The organism is Streptomyces sp. NPDC047049, assembly GCF_040643995.1.
In the GTDB taxonomy this organism is placed as follows: domain Bacteria; phylum Actinomycetota; class Actinomycetes; order Streptomycetales; family Streptomycetaceae; genus Streptomyces; species Streptomyces mooreae.
The window spans coordinates 55,972-80,557 of record NZ_JBEYVM010000007.1 but is presented as its reverse complement, the minus strand read 5'-3'; the positions used below and the strand labels follow the sequence as shown (position 1 = coordinate 80,557).

Below are 24,586 nucleotides of genomic sequence, written 5' to 3'. Positions count from 1 at the left end.
GCCAGGCATGCCGCTGAGCGGCCTCGGTGCCCGGCGGAGGAGAACACCATGGATCACCGATTCGATGCCACCGAGCGGTTCGCCGCGGGCGCCCAATTCATCGCAGGAAGTCTCCGGAGCGGCAGTTCCGGCACTACCCAGGCCGTCGTGGACCCGGCGACAGGCGAGACGGTGTACTCCTATGAACTCGCAGGTACGACGGATGTCGACGCCGCCGTGCAGGCCGCGCGGCAGGCGTTCGCCGAGTGGGGCGGTGCCACGCCGGGCGAGCGCTCCGACGCGCTGCACCGCTTCGCGGCCGCGCTCGCCGAGGACGCCGCCGACCTCGCCTGCGCCGAATCGCTGAACTGCGGAAAGCCGCTCAAGCTCAGCAAGGAGTTCGACGTACCGGGTTCGGTCGACAACGCCGCGTTCTTCGCGGGCGCCGCCCGTCATCTGGAAGGCAAGGCGGCCGGCGAATACAGCGCCGATCACACCTCCGTCATCCGCCGCGAACCCATCGGCGTCGTCGGCTCCATCGCCCCGTGGAACTATCCGCTGCAGATGGCCGCCTGGAAGGTGCTGCCGGCCATCGCCGCGGGCAACACCATCGTCCTCAAGCCCGCCGAGATCACCCCCTTCACCTCGCTGCTGTTCGCCCAGGCCGCCCAGCGCGCGGGGCTGCCGGACGGCGTCATCAACATCGTCTCCGGGGCGGGCAGGGACGCCGGTGAGCACCTGGTGGGCCACCGCTCCGTGGCGATGACCTCCTTCACCGGCTCGACCGGCGTCGGCAAGCGGGTCGCCGAGATCGCCACCGGCACCGTCAAGCGGCTGCATCTCGAACTCGGCGGCAAGGCCCCCTTCGTCGTCTTCGACGACGCGGACCTGGAGGCCGCCGTCCACGGAGCGGTCGCCGGCGCGCTGATCAACACCGGCCAGGACTGCACCGCCGCCACCCGCGCCTACGTCCAGCGCCCGCTCTACGACGCCTTCGTCAGCGGCGTCGCGGATCTGATGGCGACCGTACGGCTCGGCGACCCCTTCGACCCGGCCACCGACCTGGGCCCGCTGATCTCGCACGCCCAGCGCGACCGGGTGGCCGGCTTCGTCCAGCGGGCGCGCGGGTACGCCACCGTCGTCACCGGCGGCGAGGCGCCCCAGGGGGAGCTGGCCAAGGGTGCGTACTACCGGCCCACTCTGATCGCCGGGGCCGCCCAGGACAGCGAGATCGTGCAGTCCGAGATCTTCGGTCCGGTGCTGGTCGTGCTGCCCTTCGACAGCGACGACGAGGGCATCGCGCTGGCCAACGACACCCCCTACGGGCTGGCCGCCTCCGCCTGGAGCCGGGACGTCTACCGCACCGGACGGGCCACCCGTGAGATCAACGCGGGCTGTGTCTGGGTCAACGACCACATCCCGATCATCAGCGAGATGCCGCACGGCGGGGCCAAGGCCTCCGGCTTCGGCAAGGACATGTCGGCCTACTCCTTCGAGGAGTACACGCAGGTCAAGCACGTCATGTACGACAACACCGCGGTGGCGCGCAAGGACTGGCACCGCACGGTCTTCGGGGACCGTCCGTAAGGGACGCTCCGCCCCGGGCCCCTGTGGCCCTTTTTCCTGCGGCCGGCGCCGCGGGCCTCGTCACCACCGGCCGAGCGCCGGGCTCATCCCCTGAAAGGGCACCGCGCATGGAGCACCACGAGCAGCCCGAACCCCTGTCCGCGGCCGAACTCACCGCCATGCACCGCAGTGCGACCGACGGCCGGCTCGCCATGACCCGCCGCTCCCTGCTGCGCGCGGGCGGCGCCATGGCGGCCGCGGTCGGCGGCCTCGGCGCCCTGGCGTCCTGCGGAATCCCGCCCGCGGGCCGTACGGACGCCGGCCGCTCCGAGGACCACTCCAGGGCGGAGAAGCGCCTCAACTTCTCCAACTGGACCGAGTACATGGACGTCAGCGAGGACGGCAAGCACCGGCCGACGCTGGACCGCTTCACCCGGCGCACCGGCATCGCCGTCAAGTACACCGAGGACATCAACGACAACGACGAATTCTTCGGCAAGATCCAGGCCCAGCTCGCGGCCGGCCAGGACACCGGCCGCGATCTGATCGTGCTCACCGACTGGATGTGCGCACGCATGATCTCCCTCGGCTGGATCCAGCAGCTCGACCCGGCCAACCTGCCGCACGCCTACGCCAACCTCTCGGCGCAGTACCGCGACCCCGCCTGGGACCCGGGCCGCGCGCACTCCTACGTCTGGCAGGGCATCCCGGCGATCATCGCGTACAACAAGAAGGCCACCGGCGGGAAGAAGGTCGACTCCATCAGCCAGCTGCTGGAGGACCCGAAGCTCAAGGGCCGGGTCGGCTTCCTCTCCGAGATGCGCGACAGCATCGGCCTGACCCTGCTGGACATGGGCAAGCGGCCCGAGGACGTCACCGCGGACGACTACGACGCGGCCCTCGCCCGGCTCCAGAAAGGCGTCGACTCCAAGCAGATCCGCCGCTTCACCGGCAACGACTACACCAACGACCTGGACAAGGGCGACCTGGCCGCCTGTGTGGCCTGGGCGGGCGACATCGTCCAGCTCCAGAACGACAACCCGGACATCGCCTACGCCGTCCCCAAGACCGGCTACATGGTGTCCACCGACAACCTCATGGTGCCGAACAAGGCCCGCCACAAGCAGAACGCCGAACGGCTCATCGACTACTTCTACGAGCCGAAGGCGGCGGCCCGGCTCGCGGCGTACATCAACTACGCCTGCCCCGTCGACGGTGTGCGCGACGAACTCGCCAAGATCGACAAGAAGGCGGCGGACAACCCGCTGATCCTTCCGGACAAGGAGATGGCGGCCCGCTCCCACTCCTTCCGTGCCCTGAGCGCCAAGGAGAACAAGGAGTTCGCCCAGAAGTTCTCCGACCTCACCGGCGCCTGACACCCCCCACTTGCCGGGCCCGCCCGAGCCGTTTCGCCCTCCGACCCACGGGACGACCGACATGACCCACACCGCGACCCCCCAGAGCAGCGGCGGCGACGTCCGCCTCCACGGGATAAGCAAAACCTACGGCTCCTTCACCGCCGTCCACCCCCTCGACCTGACCGTCCCCGCGGGCTCCTTCTTCGCGCTGCTGGGCGCCTCGGGCTGCGGCAAGACCACCACCCTGCGCATGATCGCCGGACTGGAGGAGCCGACCACCGGGACCGTCGAGATCTCCGGCGAGGACGTCACCGCCCTGCCGCCCTACAAGCGCCAGGTCAACACCGTCTTCCAGAACTACGCCCTCTTCCCGCACCTGGACATCTACGAGAACGTCGCCTTCGGCCTGCGCCGCCGCGGCATCAAGTCCGTCAAGAAGCAGGTCGAGGAGATGCTCGACCTCGTCCAGCTCGGCCCGATGGCGCGCCGCAAGCCGCAGCAGCTCTCCGGCGGCCAGCAGCAGCGGGTCGCGGTCGCCCGCGCGCTGATCAACCACCCGCAGGTGCTGCTGCTCGACGAGCCGCTGGGCGCCCTCGACCTCAAGCTGCGCCGCCAGATGCAGCTGGAGCTCAAGCGCATCCAGACCGAGGTCGGCATCACCTTCGTACACGTCACCCACGACCAGGAGGAGGCCATGACGATGGCCGACACCGTGGCCGTGATGAACGGCGGCCGGGTCGAACAGCTCGGCGCCCCCGCCGACCTCTACGAGAACCCCGCCACCACCTTCGTCGCCAACTTCCTGGGCACCTCGAACCTCATCGAGGCCGAGGTCGTCGAGGCCGGCGGCGAGGAACTGCTCCTCAAGGCCGGTGACGCCACGCTGCGGCTGCCCGCGCAGCGGTGCAGCGCCACGGCCCGCACCGGCGAGAAGGTGCTCGCCGGATTCCGGCCCGAGAAGGTCACCCTGGCGCACGCCGACGACGCCGGGTCCCTCGCCGAAGGCCGCAACCGGCTGCCCGCGCGGATCAAGGACGCCAGCTTCATCGGGGTCTCCACGCAGTATGTGATCGAGGCTCCGGGGGTGGGTGAACTCGCCGTCTACGAGCAGAACATCGAGCGCGACGGGCGTCTGGTCCCCGGCGCCGAGGTCGTCCTGCACTGGAGCCCGGCACACACCTTCGGACTGGACGCCACCCAGGACATCCAGGCCGGCGCGGACCTCGACGAGGAGGCCGCGTGACCACCACCGAAGCGCCCGCGCCACCGGACGGGCAGGCCGGGGCCGCCCCCCTGGAGGTGCGCAAGACCCCCGTCCGCAAGCGCCTCGTCCCCTACTGGCTGCTGCTGCCCGGCATCCTGTGGCTGATCGTGTTCTTCGCCGCCCCGCTCGTCTACCAGGCGTCGACCTCGGTCCAGACCGGCTCCCTCGAAGAGGGCTTCAAGGTCACCTGGCACTTCGCCACCTACTGGGACGCGCTGGGCGAATACTGGCCGCAGTTCGTCCGCTCGGTGGGCTACGCCGCCGTGGCCACCGCGCTCTGCCTGCTGCTGGGCTACCCGCTGGCCTACCTCATCGCCTTCAAGGCCGGCCGCTGGCGCAACGTGGTGATGATCCTGGTCATCGCCCCGTTCTTCACCAGCTTCCTGATCCGTACGCTCGCCTGGAAGACCATCCTGGCCGACGGCGGACCGGTCGTCGGCCTCCTGAACGCGCTGCACGTCCTGGACGTCACCAGCTGGCTCGGCCTCACCGAAGGACAGCGGGTGCTGGCCACCCCGCTCGCGGTGGTCTGCGGACTGACCTACAACTTCCTGCCGTTCATGGTCCTGCCGCTCTACAGCTCACTGGAGCGCATCGACCCGCGCCTCCACGAGGCCGCCGGCGACCTCTACGCCCGCCCGTCCACCACCTTCCGCCGGGTGACCTTCCCGCTGTCCATGCCCGGTGTGGTCGCCGGCACCCTGCTCACCTTCATCCCGGCCGCCGGTGACTACATCAACGCCGAACTGCTGGGCTCCACCGACCAGAAGATGATCGGCAACGTCATCCAGTCGCAGTTCCTGCGGGTCCTGGACTACCCGACCGCCGCCGCCCTCTCCTTCCTCCTCATGGCGGCCATCCTCGCCATGGTCACCCTCTACATCCGCAAGTCCGGGACGGAGGACCTGGTCTGATGGCCGTCCACGAGACCACCCGAGCCGCCGCCCGCACCCCGAACCGGGGCCTGCGCTGGCTGCGCCGCAACATCATCGTCATCGCGGGCCTGTGCACGCTGGGCTATCTGATCCTGCCCAACATCGTGGTGATGGTCTTCTCCTTCAACAAGCCCAACGGCCGCTTCAACTACCAGTGGCAGCGCTTCTCCACGGACGCCTGGAGCGATCCGTGCGGCGTCGCCGACCTGTGCGGTTCGCTCGGCCTGAGCCTGCAGATCGCGCTCTGGGCCACCGTCGGCGCGACCGTCCTCGGCACCATGATCGCGTTCGCGCTGGCCCGCTACCGCTTCCGCGCCCGCTCCGGCGTCAACACCCTGATCTTCCTGCCGATGGCGATGCCCGAGGTCGTCATGGCCGCCTCGCTGGCGACCCTCTTCCTCAACATGGGCATCCAGTTCGGCTTCTGGACGATCCTCATCGCGCACATCATGTTCTGCCTGAGCTTCGTGGTCACCGCCGTCAAGGCCCGGGTGATGAGCATGGACCCGCGCCTGGAGCAGGCCGCCCAGGACCTCTACGCCTCACCCGTCCAGACCTTCCTGCGGGTGACGCTGCCGATCGCCGCACCCGGCATCGCGGCCGGTGCCCTGCTGTCCTTCGCCCTGTCCTTCGACGACTTCATCATCACCAACTTCAACGCCGGCTCCACCGTGACCTTCCCCATGTTCGTCTGGGGATCGGCACAGCGGGGCACTCCTGTTCAGATCAATGTCATCGGCACCGCGATGTTCCTGGTCGCCGTGTTGTGCGTAGTCATGGGCCAGCTGGCCGGGGCCCGCCGCAAGAGGAGCAAAAGGAGCTGAGAACCATGGCACGAGCTGCCATGACCCCGTCCGCCGCGCATGCGCTCGCGGACGCCGAACCCACCCCCTTCTGGCTGGCCGACAAGGACCGCCCGGCCGCCCGGCCCGCCCTCGTCGGCGACGAGACCTGCGATCTGCTCGTCGTCGGCGGCGGCTACTCGGGGCTGTGGACCGCACTGATCGCCAAGGAGCGCGACCCCGAGCGCGATGTCGTCCTCATCGAAGGCGCCGAGATCGGCTGGGCGGCCTCCGGGCGCAACGGCGGCTTCTGCGCCGCCTCCCTCACCCACGGCCTCGGCAACGGCCTGGCCCGCTGGCCGGACGAACTGGCCACCCTCGAAGAGCTCGGCATCCGCAACCTCGACGCCATCGGGGAGGCCGTCGCCCGCTATGACATCGACTGCGCCTTCGAGCGCACCGGCGAGATCGACATCGCCACCGAGCCCCACCAGATCGCCGAACTGGAGGAGTTCGCCGAGGACGCCGCGAGGCTCGGGCCGGGCCGGCACACTTTCCTCGACCAGGACGCCCTGCGCGCCCAGGTCGACTCGCCGACCTTCCTCGCCGGCCTGTGGGACCGCGACGGCGTCGCCATGCTCAACCCGGCCCGCCTCGCCTGGGGCCTGAAGCAGGCCTGCCTGGGGCTCGGCGTCCGCATCTACGAGCGCACCCGGGCCACCGACCTCGCCTCCGAAGGCCTGGGCATGGCCGTCCGTACGCCCTACGGCCGGGTTTTCGCCCGCCATGTGGCGCTGGGCACCAACGCCTTCCCGTCGCTGGTCAAGCGGGTCCGCCCGTACGTCGTCCCGGTCTACGACCACGCCCTGATGACCGAGCCGCTGACCGACGAACAGCTCGCCGCCATCGGCTGGAAGAACCGCCAGGGCCTCTCGGACTCCAACAACCACTTCCACTACTTCCGTATCACCGAGGACCACCGCATCCTGTGGGGCGGTTACGACATCGTCTACCGCTACGGCGGCGGCGTCCGTGCCGAATTCGACCACCACCCGGCCACGTACGAGAAGCTCGCCCGGCACTTCTTCCGCTGCTTCCCGCAGCTGGAGGGGCTGCGCTTCACCCACAGCTGGGGCGGCGCCATCGACACCTGCTCCCGCTTCTCGGCCTTCTTCGGCACCGCACACGCCGGCCGGGTCGCCTACGCCGCCGGCTACACGGGCCTCGGTGTGGGCGCCACCCGCTTCGGCGCCGAGGTGATGCTCGACCTGCTCTCCGGTGAGCGCACCGAGCGTACGGAGCTGGAGATGGTCCGCAGCAAGCCGCTGCCCTTCCCGCCCGAGCCGCTGCGCTGGGCCGGCATCGGGATCACCCAGTGGTCGATGACCCGGGCCGACACCCATGGCGGACGCCGCAACCTGTGGCTGAAGGCCATGGACAAGGTGGGGCTGGGCTTCGACAGCTGACGGGCAACGGGGCGGCGGGCGGGCGACGACGGGACCCGAGCTGACGCCCCACGAGGGGCGGGTGACGAGGCGTTGCCCGCCCCTTCCGCGTCCCTCGCACGCCCTTGCTGCGGCCCTTGTACGGACGTGGTGCGCCCCTTGTGCGGACGGCCGGACGGCACGCCACGGCCGGGGTCAGGGCCCGTCCGGCCCCGCCCCGTCGGACGCCTCCCGGCGCACCGCCCGGCCCCCGCCACCGTCCCACCGGTCACACACCGCACACCAGCCGGCGAGCAGCACGCCGGCCAGACACCAGCTGCCGAGGACGTCCAGCGGCCAGTGATAGCCCCGCCGCACCAGGCCGATGCCGACGCCCACGGTGAGCAGGGGGACGAGCACGGTGACGACGGTGGCCGTGACCGAGGGCGTGGCCGTTGCCGTTGCCGTTGCCGCAGGAGGGTGCGGACGGGCGGCGGCCGCACCGTCGCAGGCCCGCACCCCCCGCCGGCCGCGGAGCAGCAACAGCCCGGCCACGCCGTACGCCACGGCCGCCGTGGCGCCATGGCCCGACGGATAGAAGGCGGGCGCAGCGCCGGCCATTTCCGGCGGGCCGGGCCGGGCGATCCACAGCTTGAGCGGGATGACCAGCGCGGGCACCGCGGCCAGTGCGAGGCCGGCGGCGAGCGGCGGCAGCCACCAGCGCACCGGAGCACGCCCCCGGACCGCGCCCGCGCTGCCCGCCATGCCCTTGACGCCCGCCGTGCTCCTGACGCCCCGTCCGCCCAGCCACCCCGCCCACACCATGACCACCGACAACACCGGCAGTGCCACGGCCGTATTGCCGAGATCGGCGAAGAACTCGGCGAGCCCGGCGGGGATGCCCCCGGCGGCAACGACGCGGCCGAGCCGTTCATCGAGGAGGCGCAGCGGGCCGTGCCCGGCCACCTGCCAGGTGAGCACGGCGAAGAGGACGGTGCTGAGCAGACCGGCCGTCAGGGGCGGGAAACGCGGGAAGCCGCGGCCCGGGGCCGCGGACGGAAAAAGGGCCGGCCGCCTCAGAACAGGGGGGGTGGTTCCGAGGCGGCCGCGCTGACCGGTGTCCCGCGCGCCCCGGGGGGTATGGGGCGGGCGGACATCCGATCGGTGAGGATTCCCGGAACCCCCTTTGCCAGGGGCACCGGTGTCGTGCGCGAGGGCACGGCCTGATCGGAACCGGGGAAGTGCCGACCGGGCGTCGCCCGCAGTCCCCTGCGAGCGGGGTGTTTCTCTCATCTGCAGAAACCGTACGGCACCGCGAGCGCCCCCGACAGTCGCATTACCCGGCCGCCATCGGCCCCGCACATCTTCTTCACGCCATGCCTCCAGTTACGCGCGTCCGCACGGAAATGAGCAGAGAAATGGGCACAGAACGGGGTGCGCGAGGGGTGCATGCACGGGTGCGCGTACATGGATGGGTACCTGCACCGGCTGCGCGTACATCGGCACCGACACCGGCGCGAAGCGGGCACGGCCCGGGACACGGAAGAAGCCGTGTCCCGGGCCGTGCCGGGTTTCCTGCCGCCCCGTGGTGTCCGCGGGCGTCCGTGCGCGTTGCTTCAGAGCGAGGCGAAGGCGCCTTCGAGGATGTCCAGGCCCTCGCCCAGCAGGTCCTCGCCGATGACCAGCGGCGGCAGGAAGCGCAGCACATTGCCGTACGTACCGGTCGTCAGGACCAGCAGGCCCTCCTGGTGGCAGGCCTTGGCCAGCGCGGCGGTGGCCTCCGGGTTCGGCTCCTTGGAGCCGGACTTGACCAGCTCGATCGCGATCATCGCGCCGCGGCCGCGGACCTCGCCGACGATGTCGTACTTCTCCGCGATCGCGTGGAGCCGGGCCTTCATGATCTCGCCGATCCGGCGGGCCTTGGCGTTGAGGTCCTGCTCGCGCATGGTCTCGATCGAGCCCAGCGCCGCGGCGCAGGCCACCGGGTTGCCGCCGTAGGTGCCGCCCAGGCCGCCCGCGTGCGCGGCGTCCATGATCTCGGCGCGGCCGGTGACCGCGGCCAGCGGCAGGCCGCCCGCGATGCCCTTGGCGGTGGTGATCAGGTCCGGGACGACGTTCTCGTCCTCACAGGCGAACCACTGGCCCGTACGGCAGAAGCCGGACTGGATCTCGTCCGCGACGAAGACGATGCCGTTCTCCTTCGCGAAGTCGGCGATCGCGGGCAGGAAGCCCTTGGCCGGCTCGATGAAGCCGCCCTCGCCGAGCACCGGCTCGATGATGATCGCCGCGACGTTCTCCGCGCCGATCTGCTTGGTGATCTGCGAGATGGCCTGGTCGGCGGCCTCCTGGGCGCAGTTCTCCGGGCCGGTCAGCCAGCGGTAGGGGTAGGCCAGCGGGACGCGGTAGACCTCGGGCGCGAACGGGCCGAAGCCGTGCTTGTACGGCATGTTCTTGGCGGTGAGCGCCATCGTCAGGTTCGTCCGGCCGTGGTAGCCGTGGTCGAAGACGACGACCGCCTGGCGCTTGGTGTACGCACGGGCGATCTTGACGGCGTTCTCGACCGCCTCCGCGCCGGAGTTGAACAGCGCCGACTTCTTCGCGTGGTCGCCCGGCGTCAGTTCGGCCAGCAGCTCACAGACCTCGATGTACGGCTCGTACGGCGCCACCATGGCGCAGGTGTGGGTGAAGGCGGCCAGCTGCGCGGTGGCCCGGCGGACGACCGCCTCCGCGCTGTTGCCCACCGAGGTCACCGCGATGCCGGAGCCGAAGTCGATCAGCGAGTTCCCGTCCACGTCCTCCAGGACGCCGCCGCCCGCGCGCTTGACGAAGACGGGCAGCACGGCGCCGACGCCGGCGGCCACCGTGGCCTGCTTACGGGCCCACAGCTCCTGCGACTTCGGGCCGGGGATCGCGGTGACGACGCGACGCTCCTGGGGGAGGGCCGGGCCTCCGGACAGTTCGGTCATGGCAGTCTCCTGGAGTGGAACGGGGGACGTACAGAGGTGTTGTTCTCGCAGGCTAGGGGCGGCCGGGCGGGTCTGGCATGTTCCGTTCGGGAGAAGTGCGCGTGTTGCGTTGTCCGCACCGGACATAGCGGCGGGCCACGGCCAGTAGATTGTGCGGCGGCGCGCCCGGCAGCGGCGGACACCAGCGCGGGCATGACAATGACACCGCGGCCGTACGACGCGGCCGGCGGCGCCACGACGCAGCAGGCCACGGCTCAAGGGGGACAAGGGGCACCGGATGGACACCGAGGGCACGCACGACGCACAGCACACCGCTCCCCAGCGGTCGGACGGAGCGCACCGACCCGAACCCGCGGTGCCGCGCCCCGCGGCACCACCCACCCCGCCGGCCGCCGGCCCGCGCACTCCGCCACCGCCCGCCGCTCCGCCGACCGTGCCGACCATGCCCGCCGCCCCGCCGGACGCCGCGCCCCGAGGCTCCGCGGCCTTCGAACCGGCGCTGCTGGGCTGGCTGCGCACCCCGCGCCCGGCCGCCGCTCCCGGCATCTGGACCTACGGTCACCGGCCCCGTCCCGCGCAGGAGTCCGACCGGGTCCCCGGACGCCAGCTGGTCAGCGGCGCGGTGATCTCGTTCCTGTGCGGCTGGCTGCTGTGGTCGTTGCTGTGGAACGGGTACCTCGGCGGTTACTGGCTCTGGCCGCTGCTGCTGCTCACCCCGGACTCCTGGCGGTCGGCCGGCGGCGACAAGATGGTCTACGTCTGGGCCACCTATCTCTACTACGGGCTGGTGCTGGCGCTTCTGGTCGTCGTCTTCGGCCGTATGGGCCGCTGGCCGGAGCTCGTCCGCCGCTCCCTGGGGCCGGTCCTCGGCCGCTTCCGCAACCGTGGCCCCGCCGTCCCCAGGCCCCAGCCCGCCGCCGACCGCGCGCACTGGCCCGACCTGCGGGCACACGGTGCCGCGGACGCCGCCGACAAGCTCAGCGCCGAGGCACGGGCCGGCCGGATGAACGATGTGGATGTGGCCAGGATCGAGCGCGCCTGGCACTCGGTGCGGTCCGGCAAGAACTCCCTGGCCTCCTTCACCGACACCGTGCTCCGGCACGGGGCGGCGGCCTGTGCGCATCCGTCCGGGCGGCGCGACCTGCCGCGGCGGACCGCCCACCACGATCTGCTCGCCCACCAGGTCCGTATCGGCACCGCCGCCGACCACCACCGCAACCCGTATCAGCACCGCGGCGCCGGATGCGCGCTGGATCCGGCGGTGCTGGGCACCTCGCTGCTGGCGGTCGGGCCCGCCGGCAGCGGCAAGACCACCCGGGTCGTGAGGCCGGTGGTGGAGGCGATGTGCCTGCAGGCGCTGGCCGGGCAGGCCGCGGTGATCGCCGTCGGACCGGCCGGTTGTGACCTCGGTCCTGACGAGGCGTTCGACGTGGTGGTCAGGGTCGGCCGCCCGGATCCGGACTGCGACCTCGATCTGTACGGCGGCACCACGGACCCCGACGAGGCGGCCGGGATCCTGGCGGAGGCACTGGTCGGCGATCTCGCCGAGCAGCTGCCGGGCGGCGACAGCCGACGCGCGGCGACCGCGCTGGCCCAGTTGCTCGGCCCCTTCCGGGCCGCCCACGACCGCTTCCCCACCGTTCCCGAGCTGCGCGAACTGCTGGACGGCGCCCCCGCGGCGATGTCCGCGCTGCGCACCGCCCTGCAGGACGGGGACGCCCGCACCCTGCTGCGCGAACTGGACGCCCGGGCACGCCAGTCGGAGCGCCCCGGCGATCCCGGCGTGCTCCTCGCCGACCGCCTCGCCCTGCTGGACCGGCCCGCCTTCGCCCCGTTCTTCGACCCCACGGGAGGCACCCGCCAGGTCTCCCTGCGCGCCCTCGACCACCCGCTGCGGGTCCGTATCGAACTGCCCGAGCGCGGCCACGCGGAAGCGTCACGGATCCTCGCCCGGCTGGTCCTGGCGCAGTTCACCGAGTGCGCGGTGGGCCGGGGCGACCGCTCGGTGTTCGCCTGTCTGGTGCTCGACGAGGCCGCCCACACGATCACGGCGGAGGCGCTGCGCGGTCTGCAGCGGCTGCGCTCGGCGAACGCCGGCGCGGTGCTGACGCTGCGCTCCTTGGACGACATCCCCGATGCGCTGCGCGGCACGCTGCTGGGCACCGTCGGCTGCCGGATGGCGTTCGCGGGCGTGACGACGTGGGACGGCGCCCGGTTCGCCGAAGTGTGGGGCAAGGAGTGGGTGGAGACCCGCGATGTCACGGACCGTCAGATCATCGCGGAGGGTGCCGCGATGAAGGCGTTCCACCTCTTCCGTCACCTGGTCACCGGCAAGGCGGTCACCGCCAAGGCCGTCACCGTGCGCACCGTGGAGCGCGAGCGCTGGTCCGCGTCCGATCTCGCCAATGCCGTTCCGCCCGGCCATGCGGTCCTCTCCGTGACCTCGGTGGCGGGGGAGCACGCGCCGCCGGTGTTGGTGGATCTGCGGTCCTGAGGGCGGTGGGCGCTTGCGGCCCGGGGGCGACGGGGGATGAGGGCCCCCGTCGCCCCTTCGTCGTGGGGCCGTGCGCGCAGGGCCCGAGCGGATTTGGCCGGAGCGGAGCTCCCCCGGATTCCTCCGCTGAGGCAGAATCGGCAGTGGCCGTTCATACGAGGCGGCGTAAAGAATCGGCCGGTGACCGGTCAGCGGGCGGTCAACGAGCGACCGGCCGGTGACCGGCTGCCGTCCGGTCGTCCCTCGCAGTCGTCGACGCCATGAAGGTTCCATGCCGCACACCCTCGCTTCCCTGGTCAACCACACCGCGCTCAAGCTGACCGTGCTCGCGGGCGAGGGGCGGCTGGAGGTGCCGGTGCGCTGGGCGCACGCCAGTGAGCTGATCGATCCGGTGCCCTACATGGAGGGCGGGGAGCTGCTGCTGATCACCGCGCTCAAGCTGGACGCACAGGACGCGGAGGCGACCCGCAGGTATGTGCGGCGGATCGCGGAGGCCGGGGTCGTCGGGCTGGGATTCGCGGTCGGGGTCAATTACGAGGGCGTTCCGCAGGCGCTGGTCGAGGCGGCTGCGGAGCAGGGGCTGCCGCTGCTCGGGGTGCCCCGCAGGACCCCGTTCATCGCGATCAGCAAGGCGGTCTCGGCCGCCGTCGCCGCCGACCAGTACCGCGCGGTGACCGCCGGGTTCGAGGCACAGCGGGAGCTGACCCGGGCGGCGCTCAGCGCCGAGGGGCCGGCCGAGCTGCTGGCCCGGCTCGCGGCGCACCTGGACGGCTGGGCCGCGCTCTACGACGCGTCGGGCGCGGTGGTGGCCGCCGCCCCCGACTGGGCCGCACGCCGCGCGGCCCGGCTCGCCGACGACGTCGGGCGGCTGCGCGAGCGGCCCGCACCCGCCAGCTCGGTCGTCAGCGACACCGACGGCGACGACCGGGTCGAACTGCAGTCACTGGGCACCGGGCGCCGGGCCCGCGGTGTGCTCGCGGTCGGGACCGGTGCGTCCCTCGGCACGGCCGAACGCTATGCCGTGCACTCCGCGGTCGCGCTGCTCACCCTGACCACCGAGCGGTCCCGGGCGCTGCAGGACGCCGAGCAGCGGCTCGGTGCCGCGGTGCTCAAGATGCTGCTCGCGGGGGAGCCGGACCATGCGCGGGCGGTGGCGGGCCGGCTCTACGGCGGGCTGCTGGACGCACCGTTCCGGATGGTGGTCGCGGAGGCGGTGGCCGGCGACGAGCAGGCGTCGGGCGCGGGCGGCGGGGCGTCGGGCGTCCTCGACGGGCTGGCCGATGTGATGGACTCCGCGGCCGCGCGGACCGGTGAGGCGGTGCTCGCGGTGCCGGACGGCGGCCGGCTGATCGTGCTGGTGGCGGACGGCGGGGCGGCCGCGGACGCCTGCGCGGCGTACGCCGCCGCTGCCGAGGCCCGCACCGCCGCGCGGCCGCGGTCGCACGGCCGGACCGCGCGGGCCGGGGCGGGCCACGCGGAGGGGGTGGCCGTCGGGCTGTCGGCGCCGACCGGGCCGATGGCCGCCGCGAACGCCTACCGCCAGGCCGAGCAGGCGTTGTCGGTGGCCCGCCGGCGCGGCCGTGCGCTGGTCGAGCACGAGGACGTGGCGGCCGGTTCCGTACTCCCGCTGCTCGCCGACGACGCGGTCCGCGCCTTCGCGGACGGGCTGCTGCGGGCACTGCGCGAGCACGACGCCCGCGGCCGCGGCGATCTGGTGGCCTCGCTGCGCGCCTGGCTCGCCCGGCACGGCCAGTGGGACGCGGCCGCCGCCGACCTGGGCGTGCACCGCCACACCCTGCGCTACCGGATGCGGCGGGTGGAGGAGATCCTGGGCCGCTCGCTGGACGACGCGGACGTCCGGATGGAGCTGTGGCTGGCGCTCAAGGCGACATCGGGTGCGCCGGGGGAGTAGCGCGTCCGGGAGGAGCGGTCCGTCCAGAGGCCGGCCTCCCCCGAGAGAGGTGCCCCGTACGCTCCCTCCACCGCACCCCGTACGCTCACGCGGCCCCCTCCACCGCACCCCATACGCTCCCGCCGCCCCCCTCCACCGCACCCCGTACGCCCCCTCCACCACGGAGAGGCGGCCCCACCGATTTCTACGCTTCGGACAAACGCCACGGCGCCGCCGCACCCCTACCGTGGATCCCGAGTCAAAACCGCAGAGCCGCTCGCTGAGCCATGCGCATCACCCACCACTTCTGAAGGGCCGGGTTCCACTGTGCCGATCCCCACTGATGCAGCCCCCACCGCCTTCTGGCTCGCCGGCCGCGAGGCCACCGGCGAGGCCACCTTCGACGTCACCTCTCCCTGGGACGGACGCCTCGTCGGCACGGTGAGCGTCCCCACCGAGGCCCAGGTCGAGGAGGCCATCGCCGCCTCCGTCGCGGTGCAGGACGAGCTGGCCGCCACCCCCGCGCACGTGCGGGCCGCCGCGCTGGACCATGTGCACCGCCGGCTGGTGGAGCGTACGGAGGAGATCGCCCGGCTGATCTCCGCGGAGAACGGCAAGCCCATGAAGTGGGCGCGCGGCGAGGTCGGCCGGGCCGTCTCCGTGTTCCGGTTCGCCGCCGAGGAGGCCCGCCGCTTCAACGGCGGCGAGGCCCAGCGCCTGGACACCGACGCGGGCGGCGCCGGCCGGCTCGCCCTGACCCGCCGCTTCCCGCGTGGCACGGTCCTGGGCATCGCCCCGTTCAACTTCCCGCTGAACCTCTGCGCCCACAAGATCGCCCCGGCCATCGCGGCCGGCGCCCCGATCCTCCTCAAGCCGGCGCCCGCCACCCCGCTCTCCGGCCTGATCCTCGGTGAGCTGCTGGCCGAGACCGAGCTGCCGGCCGGCTCCTGGTCGATCCTCCCGGTGCTCAACGACCGGATGCCGGCGCTGGTCCAGGACGAGCGGCTGCCGGTCGTCTCCTTCACCGGCTCCGAGAAGGTCGGTTACGCGATCCTCGACTCGGTGCCGCGCAAGCACTGCACCCTGGAGCTCGGCGGCAACGGCGCGGCCGTCGTCCTGCCCGACTACTCCTCCGAGGCGGACCTGGACTGGGCGGCGCAGCGCATCGCCACCTTCTCCAACTACCAGGGCGGCCAGTCCTGCATCTCGGTGCAGCGGGTGATCGCCGACGCCTCCGTCTACGACCGTCTGGTGCCCAAGATCGTGGCCGCCGTCGAGGCGCAGGTCACCGGCGACCCGTCGGACGACGCGACCGAGGTCGGCCCGCTGGTCGACGAGAACGCCGCCAAGCGCGTCGAGTCCTGGGTCGACGAGGCCGTGGAGCGCGGCGCGAAGCTGCTCGCGGGCGGCAAGCGCGACGGCGCCTCCTACGCGCCGACGGTGCTGGCGGAGGTGCCCGCCGACGCCACCCTCGCCTGCGAGGAGGTCTTCGGCCCGGTGCTCACCCTCACGAAGGTCGACGGAGAGGCGGAGGCCTTCGCGGCCGTCAACGACTCCAAGTTCGGCCTCCAGGCGGGGGTGTTCACGCACGACGTCCAGACCGCCTTCCGCGCCCACCGCGCGCTGGAGGTCGGCGGCGTGATCGTCGGCGATGTGCCCTCCTACCGCGCCGACCAGATGCCGTACGGCGGCGTCAAGCAGTCCGGTGTGGGCCGCGAGGGCGTGCGGTTCGCGATGGACGACTACACCTACGAGCGGGTGCTGGTCCTCACCGGCCTCGCGCTGTAACCACCGCCCGATCCGATCTGGTCCACAGCGACCTGACCCGACCCGGTCCGGACCGGTGGACAGCGGCGGCCGTCCCTTGGGCCGTCACACCAACCGGACCCGGCCGGCGCCTCCCCGGCGCCGGCCCCCGGCGCGGCGCGCTCCGGCACCCTGTTTCCGGAGCGCGCCGCGTCCCCCGTTTCCGGCATCACCTCTCCCGTCATGCCGGATCTTGACGGTAAGCGGCACAGTCCCCTCCCTTCCTCCTGTCTGAGAGGGAGCCGCGGCGCTCCCCCGGGGGAGGTACCGGGGCCCCGCGTACAACCAGCGCGGTATGCCGTACCCCCCGAACGGCGGAGGGCCGCGAGCGGCCTTGGAGCGGCGCCAGGGGGGTATGTCCCACTTGGTGGGGAGTGGTCTTCCGTGCGGCCCTCTCCCGCCGCCTCCCGTGGTGCAACCCGCGCGGATCGGGTAACTCTCACAAGTAGCGCTGTCCAGCGGCCGACCGGCCCGCCGGCGCTGAACTGCTGATCCCGCGGCGAGGTGAGCTCCTGATGACCGCTCCATCCATCCGCAACGTTTCCGAGCGCGAAGCACGCCAGGTCGCCGAGGCGGCCCGCGAGCAGGACTGGCGCAAGCCCAGCTTCGCCAAGGAACTGTTCCTGGGGCGCTTCCGGCTCGACCTCATCCATCCGCACCCCACCCCCGCGGTCGACGACGTACGCCGCGGCGAGAAGTTCCTCGCCACGCTGCGCGACTTCTGCGAGCGCGAGATCGACGGCGCCCGGATCGAGCGCGAGGGAAAGATTCCGGACGAGACCGTGCACGGGCTCAAGGAACTCGGCGCGTTCGGCATGAAGATCGACGCGAAGTACGGCGGCCTCGGACTCACCCAGGTCTACTACAACCGCGCCCTGTCCCTGGTCGGCACCGCCAGCCCCGCCATCGGCGCGCTGCTCTCCGCGCACCAGTCGATCGGCGTACCGCAGCCGCTGAAGCTGTTCGGCACCAAGGAGCAGAAGGAGACCTTCCTGCCGCGCTGTGCCCGTACGGACATCTCGGCGTTCTTGCTGACCGAGCCGGATGTCGGCTCGGACCCGGCCCGGCTGGCGACCCTGGCGGTCCCGGACGGCACGGACTACCTCCTCGACGGGGTCAAGCTGTGGACCACCAACGGCGTGGTCGCCGACCTGCTGGTGGTGATGGCGCGGGTGCCCGCCTCCGAGGGGAGCAAGGGAGGCATCACGGCCTTCGTCGTCGAGGCCGACTCGCCCGGCATCACGGTCGAGAACCGCAACGCCTTCATGGGCCTGCGCGGCCTGGAGAACGGTGTGACCCGCTTCCACCAGGTGCGTGTCCCCGCCGCCAACCGCATCGGACCCGAGGGCGCCGGTCTGAAGATCGCCCTCACCACCCTCAACACCGGCCGGCTCTCGCTGCCCGCGATGTGCGTCGGCTCCGGCAAGTGGTGCCTGAAGATCGCCCGTGAGTGGTCCGCGGCCCGTGAGCAGTGGGGCCGGCCGGTCGCCAGGCACGAGGCCGTCGGCGCCAAGATCTCCTTCATCGCCGCCACCACCTTCGCCCTCGAAGCGGTCGTCGACCTCTCCTCCCAGATGGCCGACGAGAACCGCAACGACATCCGCATCGAAGCCGCCCTCGCCAAGCTCTACGGCTCGGAGATGGGCTGGCTGATGGCCGACGAACTGGTCCAGATCCGCGGCGGCCGCGGCTACGAGACCGCCCCCTCGCTCGCCGCCCGCGGCGAACGCGCCGTCCCCGCCGAGCAGATGCTCCGCGACATGCGCATCAACCGGATCTTCGAGGGCTCCACGGAGATCATGCACCTGCTGATCGCCCGCGAGGCGGTGGACGCCCACCTGTCGGTCGCCGGCGACCTCATCGACCCCGACAAGTCGCTCGCCGACAAGGGCCGGGCGGCGGCCAAGGCCGGCGGGTTCTACGCCCGCTGGCTGCCCAAGCTCGTCGCCGGACCCGGTCAGCTCCCGCGCACCTACCAGGAGTTCGGACAGCTGGCCGGTCATCTGCGCTATGTCGAGCGGACCTCCCGCAAGCTCGCCCGCTCCACCTTCTACGCGATGTCCCGCTGGCAGGGCCGGATGGAGACCAAGCAGGGCTTCCTCGGCCGGATCGTGGACATCGGCGCCGAACTCTTCGCGATGAGCGCCGCCTGTGTACGGGCCGAGTACCTGACCGAGACCGGTGACCACGGCCGCGAGGCACAGCAGCTGGCCGATGTGTTCTGCCGGCAGGCGCGGATCCGCGTCGAGGAGCTGTTCGGCCGGCTGTGGACCAACACCGACGAGCTCGACCGCAAGGTCGTCGACGGGGTCCTCGACGGCAGCTACACCTGGCTGGAGGAGGGCATGATCGACCCCAGCGGCGACGGCCCCTGGATCGCCGACGCCACCCCGGGCCCGAGCCGGACGGACAACGTCCGGCGGCCCGTTCGCTGAGCGGCCCGCGGCTGCCCGCGCCCCGGGGCCGGTCCGGAAGGCCGGACCGGCCCCGGGGCGTGCGGCCCACAGCGGTGCGCGGCGTGCATGATCGGCATGACCCGCCCTGGGTGTCCGCGGCCCGCCGGCGACCGGCCACAATGGACCACATGACGGACTCCCTCGCCCACCCGCATCTGCGCTTCGAGCCGGCCGCCGCCGATCCCGGCGGCCCGAGCGGCCCCCGTTCCCTCGTCATCCTCGGCTCGACCGGGTCGATCGGCACCCAGGCGATCGACATCGTGCTGCGCAACCCCGACCGCTTCCGGGTGACCGCGCTCTCCGCGGCCGGCGGCCGGGTCGGGCTGCTCGCCGACCAGGCGCACCAGCTGCGGGTGAGCGCCGTGGCCGTGGCGCGCGAGGACGCGGTGCCCGCGCTGCGCACCGCGCTGGCCGACCGCTACGGCGCCGGCGAGCCGCTGCCCGAGATCCTGGCCGGCCCCGACGCGGCCACCGACCTGGCCGCCTCCCCCTGCCACACCGTCCTCAACGGCATCACCGGCTCCATCGGTCTCGCCCCCACCCTGGCCGCCCTGAAGGCGGGCCGGGTGCTGGCCCTCGCCAACAAGGAGTCGCTGATCGTCGGCGGCCCGCTGGTCAAGGCCGTCGCCGCGCCCGGCCAGATCATCCCCGTCGACTCCGAGCACTCCGCGCTCTTCCAGGCACTGGCCGGCGGCGAGCGCGCCGAGGTCCGCAAGCTCGTGGTCACCGCCTCCGGCGGTCCGTTCCGCGGCCGTACGAAGCAGGAGCTGGCCGCGGTCACCCCCGAGCAGGCGCTGGCCCACCCCACCTGGTCGATGGGCCCGGTCGTCACCATCAACTCCGCGACCCTGGTCAACAAGGGCCTGGAGGTCATCGAGGCGCATCTGCTCTTCGACGTCCCCTTCGACCGCATCGAGGTCGCCGTCCACCCGCAGTCCTACATCCACTCGATGGTGGAGTTCACCGACGGCTCCACCCTCGCCCAGGCCAGCCCGCCCGACATGCGGATGCCGATCGCGCTGGGCATCGGCTGGCCCGAGCGGGTCCCGGACGCCGCACCCGGCGTGGACTGGACGAAGGCGCAGACCTGGGAGTTCTTCCCGCTGGACGAGGAGGCCTTCCCGTCCGTCCCGCTGGCCCGCCACGTCGGTGATCTCGGCGGCACCGCCCCCGCCGTCTTCAACGCCGCGAACGAGGAATGCGTGGACGCGTTCCTCCAGGGCGGGCTGCCCTTCACAGGGATTGTGGATACCGTCGCCGCAGTGGTTTCCGAGCACGGGACGCCGGCCGGGGGAACTTCCCTGACGGTCGCGGACGTCCTGGAGGCGGAGACCTGGGCGCGCGCCCGCGCCCGCGAACTGGCCGCCCGTGCGGCACGGACACCTTCGGAGGCTCGCGCATGACGACCTGGATGACCATCCTCGGCATAGTCGTCTTCGTCGTCGGTCTGCTGTTCTCCATTGCCTGGCACGAGCTCGGCCACCTCTCCACGGCCAAGCTGTTCGGTATCCGCGTGCCGCAGTACATGGTGGGCTTCGGGCCGACGATCTTCTCCCGTAAGAAGGGCGACACCGAGTACGGCATCAAGGCCGTTCCGCTCGGCGGCTACATCCGCATGATCGGGATGTTCCCGCCCGGCGACGACGGAAAGCTGCAGGCCCGGTCCACCTCGCCGTTCCGCGGCATGATCGAGGACGCCCGTTCGGCGGCCTTCGAGGAGCTGCAGCCCGGCGACGAGAAGCGGCTCTTCTACACCCGCAAGCCCTGGAAGCGCGTCATCGTGATGTTCGCCGGGCCGTTCATGAATCTGATCCTGGCGGTCGTGATCTTCATGAGCGTGCTGATGGGCTTCGGCATCAACACCCAGACGACCTCGGTCGGCTCCGTCTCGGACTGCGTCATCTCGGCGGCCGCCAAGAGCGACAAGTGCCCGCACGGCGCCAAGGACTCCCCGGCCAAGGCCGCGGGCCTGCGGGCCGGCGACAAGATCGTCTCCTTCAACGGCCGCGCCGTCCCCGACTGGGGCGCCCTGCAGCAGCAGATCCGCGACACCACGGGCCCCGCCACCCTCGTCGTCGAGCGGCACGGCGCACGGCAGACGCTGCACGCCGACCTGATCGAGAACAAGGTCGCCAAGACCGACGGCCACGGCGGCTACGTCCCCGGACAGTTCGTCACCGCCGGATTCCTCGGGTTCACGCCCGCCAGCGGCGTCGTCCAGCAGTCCTTCGGCCAGTCCGTCGACCGCATGGGCAACATGGTCGAGCAGGGCGTCTCCTCGCTGATAAACCTGCCCGCGAAGGTCCCGGACCTGTGGGACGCGGCCTTCAACGGCGGCGAGCGCAAGCAGGACTCCCCGATGGGCGTGGTCGGCGCGGCCCGGGTCGGCGGCGAGGTCTTCTCCCTGCACATCCCGCCGGAGCAGCGGGTGGCGACCATGCTCTTCCTGGTCGCCGGCTTCAACCTCTCGCTCTTCCTGTTCAACATGCTGCCGCTGCTGCCGCTGGACGGCGGGCACATCGCCGGCGCCCTGTGGGAGTCCGTCCGGCGGGCCTTCGCCAAGATCGTCCGGCGCCCCGACCCCGGCCCCTTCGACGTGGCCAAGCTGATGCCCGTCGCCTACGTCGTCGCCGGGATCTTCATCTGCTTCACGCTGCTGGTGCTCGTCGCCGACGTGGTGAATCCGGTGAAGCTGACCTAGAAAGCACGTTTGGCGGCTGCCGGACACCTCCGTGGCGTTTGGAGGTGTCCGGCCGTCTCCTTTCGTGGCGCCACAGGGGCGCGATGTGCTCATAGCAACCACCGTGCCGTAATCTCGGAGACCGGAGCCCGCCGCTGCGGGGCCTAGATCCACACCTTGGGGTTGCTCGCCAGATGACTGCCATTTCACTGGGAATGCCGGACGTACCGACCAAGCTTGCCGACCGCCGGGTCAGCCGCAAGATCCAGGTCGGCCCGGTCGCCGTGGGCGGAGACGCACCGGTCTCGGTGCAGTCGATGACGACCACGCGCACGTCCGACATCGGTGCCACGCTGCAGCAGATCGCCGAGCTGACGGCCTCCGGCTGCCAGATCGTCCGGGTCGCCTGCCCGACGCAGGACGACGCCGACGCGCTGCCGGTGATCGCCCGGAAGTCGCAGATTCCGGTCATCGCGGACATCCATTTCCAGCCGAAGTACGTCTTCGCCGCGATCGACGCCGGCTGCGCCGCGGTCCGCGTGAACCCCGGCAACATCAAGCAGTTCGACGACAAGGTCAAGGAGATCGCCAAGGCGGCCTCCGACGCCGGCACCCCGATCCGGATCGGCGTCAACGCCGGCTCCCTGGACCGCCGCCTGCTGCAGAAGTACGGCAAGGCCACCCCCGAGGCGCTGGTCGAGTCCGCGCTGTGGGAGGCGTCCCTCTTCGAGGAGCACGGCTTCCGCGACATCAAGATCTCGGTCAAGCACAACGACCCGGTCGTGATGGTCAACGCCTACCGCCAGCTCGCCGCCCAGTCGGACTACCCCCTCCACCTCGGTGTCACGGAGGCGGGCCCCGCCTTCCAGGGCACCATCAAGTCCGCCGTCGCCTTCGGCGCCCTGCTCAGCGAGGGCATCGGCGACACCATCCGCGTCTCGCTCTCCGCGCCGCCCGCCGAAGAAGTCAAGGTCGGCATCTCCATCCTGGAATCGCTCAACCTGCGCCAGCGCCGGCTGGAGATCGTCTCCTGCCCCTCCTGCGGCCGCGCCCAGGTCGACGTCTACAAGCTCGCCGACGAGGTCACCGCGGGCCTGGACGGCATGGAGGTGCCGCTGCGCGTCGCCGTCATGGGCTGTGTCGTCAACGGCCCCGGCGAGGCCCGCGAGGCCGACCTCGGCGTCGCCTCCGGCAACGGCAAGGGCCAGATCTTCGTCAAGGGCGAGGTCATCAAGACCGTCCCCGAGTCGAAGATCGTGGAGACCCTCATCGAAGAGGCCATGAAGATCGCCGAGCAGATGGAGAAGGACGGCATCGCCTCCGGCGAGCCGAGCGTGGCCGTCGCCGGCTGACCCGGCACCGCCCACAGCTCCCGAGCCCTGCCGCCCGCACCGGGCCGCGGGGCTCGCCGCTGCCCGGGACAATCCGTCCCCGGCGCCCGGGTGCTCCCGCGCAGGTGGAGGTAAAGTGCCAGGACCTGCTTCCGCCTGGCCTCCCAGGCCCGTAACGGTGAGGCTTTCCGACACGTGCTGACGACCACCACCATCAAGGTCCTCGAGCCCGGGGACCTCGACGATGCGCTCGCGGTCCTGGACCGCGACCCGGTCGCCAACGCCTTCGTCGCCGCCCGCGTCCAGGTCGCCGGCCTCGACCCCTGGCGGCTGGGCGGCGAGATGTGGGGCTGGTACGTCGGCGGCCGCCTGGAGTCGCTGTGTTACGCCGGCGCCAACCTCGTCCCGGTCTGCGCCACCCCCGAAGCCGTCCGTGGCTTCGCCGAACGCGCCCGCCGCCAGGGCCGCCGCTGCTCCTCCATCGTCGGCCCCGCCGAGTCCACCGCCGAGCTGTGGTCGCTCCTGGAGCCCTCCTGGGGACCGGCCCGCGAGATCCGCGCCCACCAGCCGCTGATGGTCACCACCGCACCGGCCGCCGAGATCGCCCCCGACCCCTACGTCCGGCGGATCCGCAAGAACGAGATGGACCTGATCATGCCCGCGTGCGTGGCCATGTTCACCGAAGAGGTCGGCATCTCCCCGATGGCCGGCGACGGCGGGCTCCTCTACCAGGCCCGGGTCGCCGAACTCGTCGGCGCCGGCCGCTCCTTCGCCCGTGTCGAGAACGGCAAGGTCATCTTCAAGGCCGAGATCGGCGCCGCCACCCAGCGGGCCTGCCAGATCCAGGGCGTGTGGGTCGACCCCGCCTACCGCGGCAAGGGCCTGTCGGAGACCGGCATGGCCGCCGTGCTGCGCTACGCCCTCAACGACGTCGCCCCCGTCGTCAGCCTCTACGTCAACGACTTCAACACCGCCGCCCGCGCCTCCTACCGGCGGGTGGGCTTCGAGGAAGTCGGCGCGTTCATGAGCGTACTTTTCTGACCCGCCGCCTTGTACGCTCCGAGCATGGATGACGTCGCGGTCGGCCCGCTTGATCTCGCTGCCCGCGTGGACGACGCGCTGTCCGTCCAGGCACTCGCCTTCGGCCTGAGCGCCGAGGAGATCGCCGTCCGCCGGCACATCGTGCTCCGTCACCTCACCTGCCCCGGTGCCCGCGCCCTCGGCGCCACCACCCCCGCGGGCCGGCTGGTCGGCTTCGTCTACGGCATGCCCAACGACCGCGCCCACTGGTGGTCCACCGTCGTCGAGCCCTACCTGCGCAGCGAGGGCCTGGACCACTGGCTCGACGACTCCTTCACCATCACCGAGCTGCACGTCCACCCCGACTACCAGCACCGCGGCATCGGCCGGACACTGATCACCCGCATCACCGACAGCGCCGCCCAGCCACGCTCCATCCTCTCCGCCATCGACACCGAAAGCCCCGCCCGCCGCCTCTACCGCTCCCTCGGCTACCACGACCTGGCCCGCCGCGTCCTCTTCCCGAGCGCCCCTACGCCGTACGCGGTCATGGGCGCGCCCTTGCCGCTGAAGCGGTCTCTTTCCCACGTTGTCGGCTGACCCACCGCGGTGGTTGCTCGCCGTTGCGCTTGGC

Annotated in this window: 17 protein-coding genes; 15 read left to right on the top strand and 2 right to left on the bottom strand. The window is 71.9% G+C overall.

Annotation, left to right across the window (positions count from 1 at the left end; genetic code table 11):
- Nucleotides 1-48 precede the first annotated feature (48 nt).
- The 6 genes from ABZ851_RS18340 to ABZ851_RS18315 all read left to right on the top strand — a co-directional run bounded on the left by ABZ851_RS18340 (nucleotide 49) and on the right by ABZ851_RS18315 (nucleotide 7,350).
- A complete protein-coding gene (locus ABZ851_RS18340) occupies nucleotides 49-1,566 on the top strand; it encodes a gamma-aminobutyraldehyde dehydrogenase (protein WP_361128412.1) in 1,518 nt (505 codons plus the stop codon).
- 107 nt (nucleotides 1,567-1,673) lie between these two features.
- The gene (locus ABZ851_RS18335) at nucleotides 1,674-2,921 is read left to right on the top strand and encodes a spermidine/putrescine ABC transporter substrate-binding protein (RefSeq protein ID WP_361128409.1); all 1,248 of its coding nucleotides are present in this window, start codon (nucleotides 1,674-1,676) and stop codon (nucleotides 2,919-2,921) included.
- A gap of 61 nt (nucleotides 2,922-2,982) precedes the next feature.
- Nucleotides 2,983-4,146 (top strand): ABC transporter ATP-binding protein, encoded by a 1,164-nt coding sequence (locus ABZ851_RS18330; protein ID WP_336051786.1) that lies wholly within the window; start codon nucleotides 2,983-2,985, stop codon nucleotides 4,144-4,146.
- Nucleotides 4,143-5,081 (top strand): ABC transporter permease, encoded by a 939-nt coding sequence (locus tag ABZ851_RS18325; protein WP_361128405.1) that lies wholly within the window; start codon nucleotides 4,143-4,145, stop codon nucleotides 5,079-5,081. The genes ABZ851_RS18330 and ABZ851_RS18325 overlap by 4 nt, the downstream gene beginning before the upstream one ends.
- Nucleotides 5,081-5,926, top strand: a complete 846-nt coding sequence (locus ABZ851_RS18320) for an ABC transporter permease (protein WP_361128402.1) — start codon at nucleotides 5,081-5,083, stop codon at nucleotides 5,924-5,926. The genes ABZ851_RS18325 and ABZ851_RS18320 overlap by 1 nt, the downstream gene beginning before the upstream one ends.
- Nucleotides 5,927-5,946: 20 nt before the next feature.
- The gene (locus ABZ851_RS18315; protein WP_361128910.1) at nucleotides 5,947-7,350 is read left to right on the top strand and encodes an FAD-dependent oxidoreductase; all 1,404 of its coding nucleotides are present in this window, start codon (nucleotides 5,947-5,949) and stop codon (nucleotides 7,348-7,350) included.
- Nucleotides 7,351-7,524: 174 nt separating this feature from the next.
- On the opposite strand, the gene ABZ851_RS18310 is transcribed toward ABZ851_RS18315, so the two are convergent.
- Complete coding sequence (locus tag ABZ851_RS18310) at nucleotides 7,525-8,289, bottom strand: phosphatase PAP2 family protein (protein WP_361128398.1); 765 nt, start codon at nucleotides 8,287-8,289, stop codon at nucleotides 7,525-7,527.
- Between the two features lie 635 nt (nucleotides 8,290-8,924).
- Nucleotides 8,925-10,274, bottom strand: a complete 1,350-nt coding sequence (gabT, locus tag ABZ851_RS18305; protein ID WP_336051781.1) for a 4-aminobutyrate--2-oxoglutarate transaminase — start codon at nucleotides 10,272-10,274, stop codon at nucleotides 8,925-8,927.
- A 277-nt stretch (nucleotides 10,275-10,551) separates the two neighbouring features.
- Here gabT and ABZ851_RS18300 point away from each other — a divergent pair, with 277 nt between their 5' ends.
- From ABZ851_RS18300 to ABZ851_RS18260, 9 genes are all read left to right on the top strand, one after another.
- A complete protein-coding gene (locus tag ABZ851_RS18300; RefSeq protein ID WP_361128393.1) occupies nucleotides 10,552-12,768 on the top strand; it encodes an ATP-binding protein in 2,217 nt (738 codons plus the stop codon).
- A gap of 271 nt (nucleotides 12,769-13,039) precedes the next feature.
- The gene (locus ABZ851_RS18295) at nucleotides 13,040-14,680 is read left to right on the top strand and encodes a PucR family transcriptional regulator (protein WP_361128390.1); all 1,641 of its coding nucleotides are present in this window, start codon (nucleotides 13,040-13,042) and stop codon (nucleotides 14,678-14,680) included.
- 306 nt (nucleotides 14,681-14,986) lie between these two features.
- Nucleotides 14,987-16,447 (top strand): aldehyde dehydrogenase family protein, encoded by a 1,461-nt coding sequence (locus ABZ851_RS18290; RefSeq protein WP_361128387.1) that lies wholly within the window; start codon nucleotides 14,987-14,989, stop codon nucleotides 16,445-16,447.
- Between the two features lie 533 nt (nucleotides 16,448-16,980).
- Nucleotides 16,981-18,900: an acyl-CoA dehydrogenase family protein gene (locus ABZ851_RS18285; protein ID WP_336051776.1), complete on the top strand. Its 1,920-nt coding sequence runs from the start codon at nucleotides 16,981-16,983 to the stop codon at nucleotides 18,898-18,900.
- 149 nt (nucleotides 18,901-19,049) lie between these two features.
- On the top strand, nucleotides 19,050-20,324 hold the full coding sequence (gene dxr / locus ABZ851_RS18280) for a 1-deoxy-D-xylulose-5-phosphate reductoisomerase (protein ID WP_311625320.1): 1,275 nt from the start codon (nucleotides 19,050-19,052) through the stop codon (nucleotides 20,322-20,324).
- Nucleotides 20,321-21,622, top strand: coding sequence for a site-2 protease family protein (locus ABZ851_RS18275; protein WP_361128382.1), 1,302 nt, complete (start codon nucleotides 20,321-20,323; stop codon nucleotides 21,620-21,622). Before dxr ends, ABZ851_RS18275 begins: the two co-directional genes overlap by 4 nt.
- Nucleotides 21,623-21,795: 173 nt before the next feature.
- Complete coding sequence (gene ispG / locus ABZ851_RS18270) at nucleotides 21,796-22,953, top strand: flavodoxin-dependent (E)-4-hydroxy-3-methylbut-2-enyl-diphosphate synthase (RefSeq protein WP_336051772.1); 1,158 nt, start codon at nucleotides 21,796-21,798, stop codon at nucleotides 22,951-22,953.
- Nucleotides 22,954-23,127: 174 nt separating this feature from the next.
- Nucleotides 23,128-23,973: a GNAT family N-acetyltransferase gene (locus ABZ851_RS18265; RefSeq protein ID WP_361128377.1), complete on the top strand. Its 846-nt coding sequence runs from the start codon at nucleotides 23,128-23,130 to the stop codon at nucleotides 23,971-23,973.
- A 24-nt stretch (nucleotides 23,974-23,997) separates the two neighbouring features.
- A complete protein-coding gene (locus tag ABZ851_RS18260; protein ID WP_361128374.1) occupies nucleotides 23,998-24,552 on the top strand; it encodes a GNAT family N-acetyltransferase in 555 nt (184 codons plus the stop codon).
- Nucleotides 24,553-24,586: the final 34 nt, after the last annotated feature.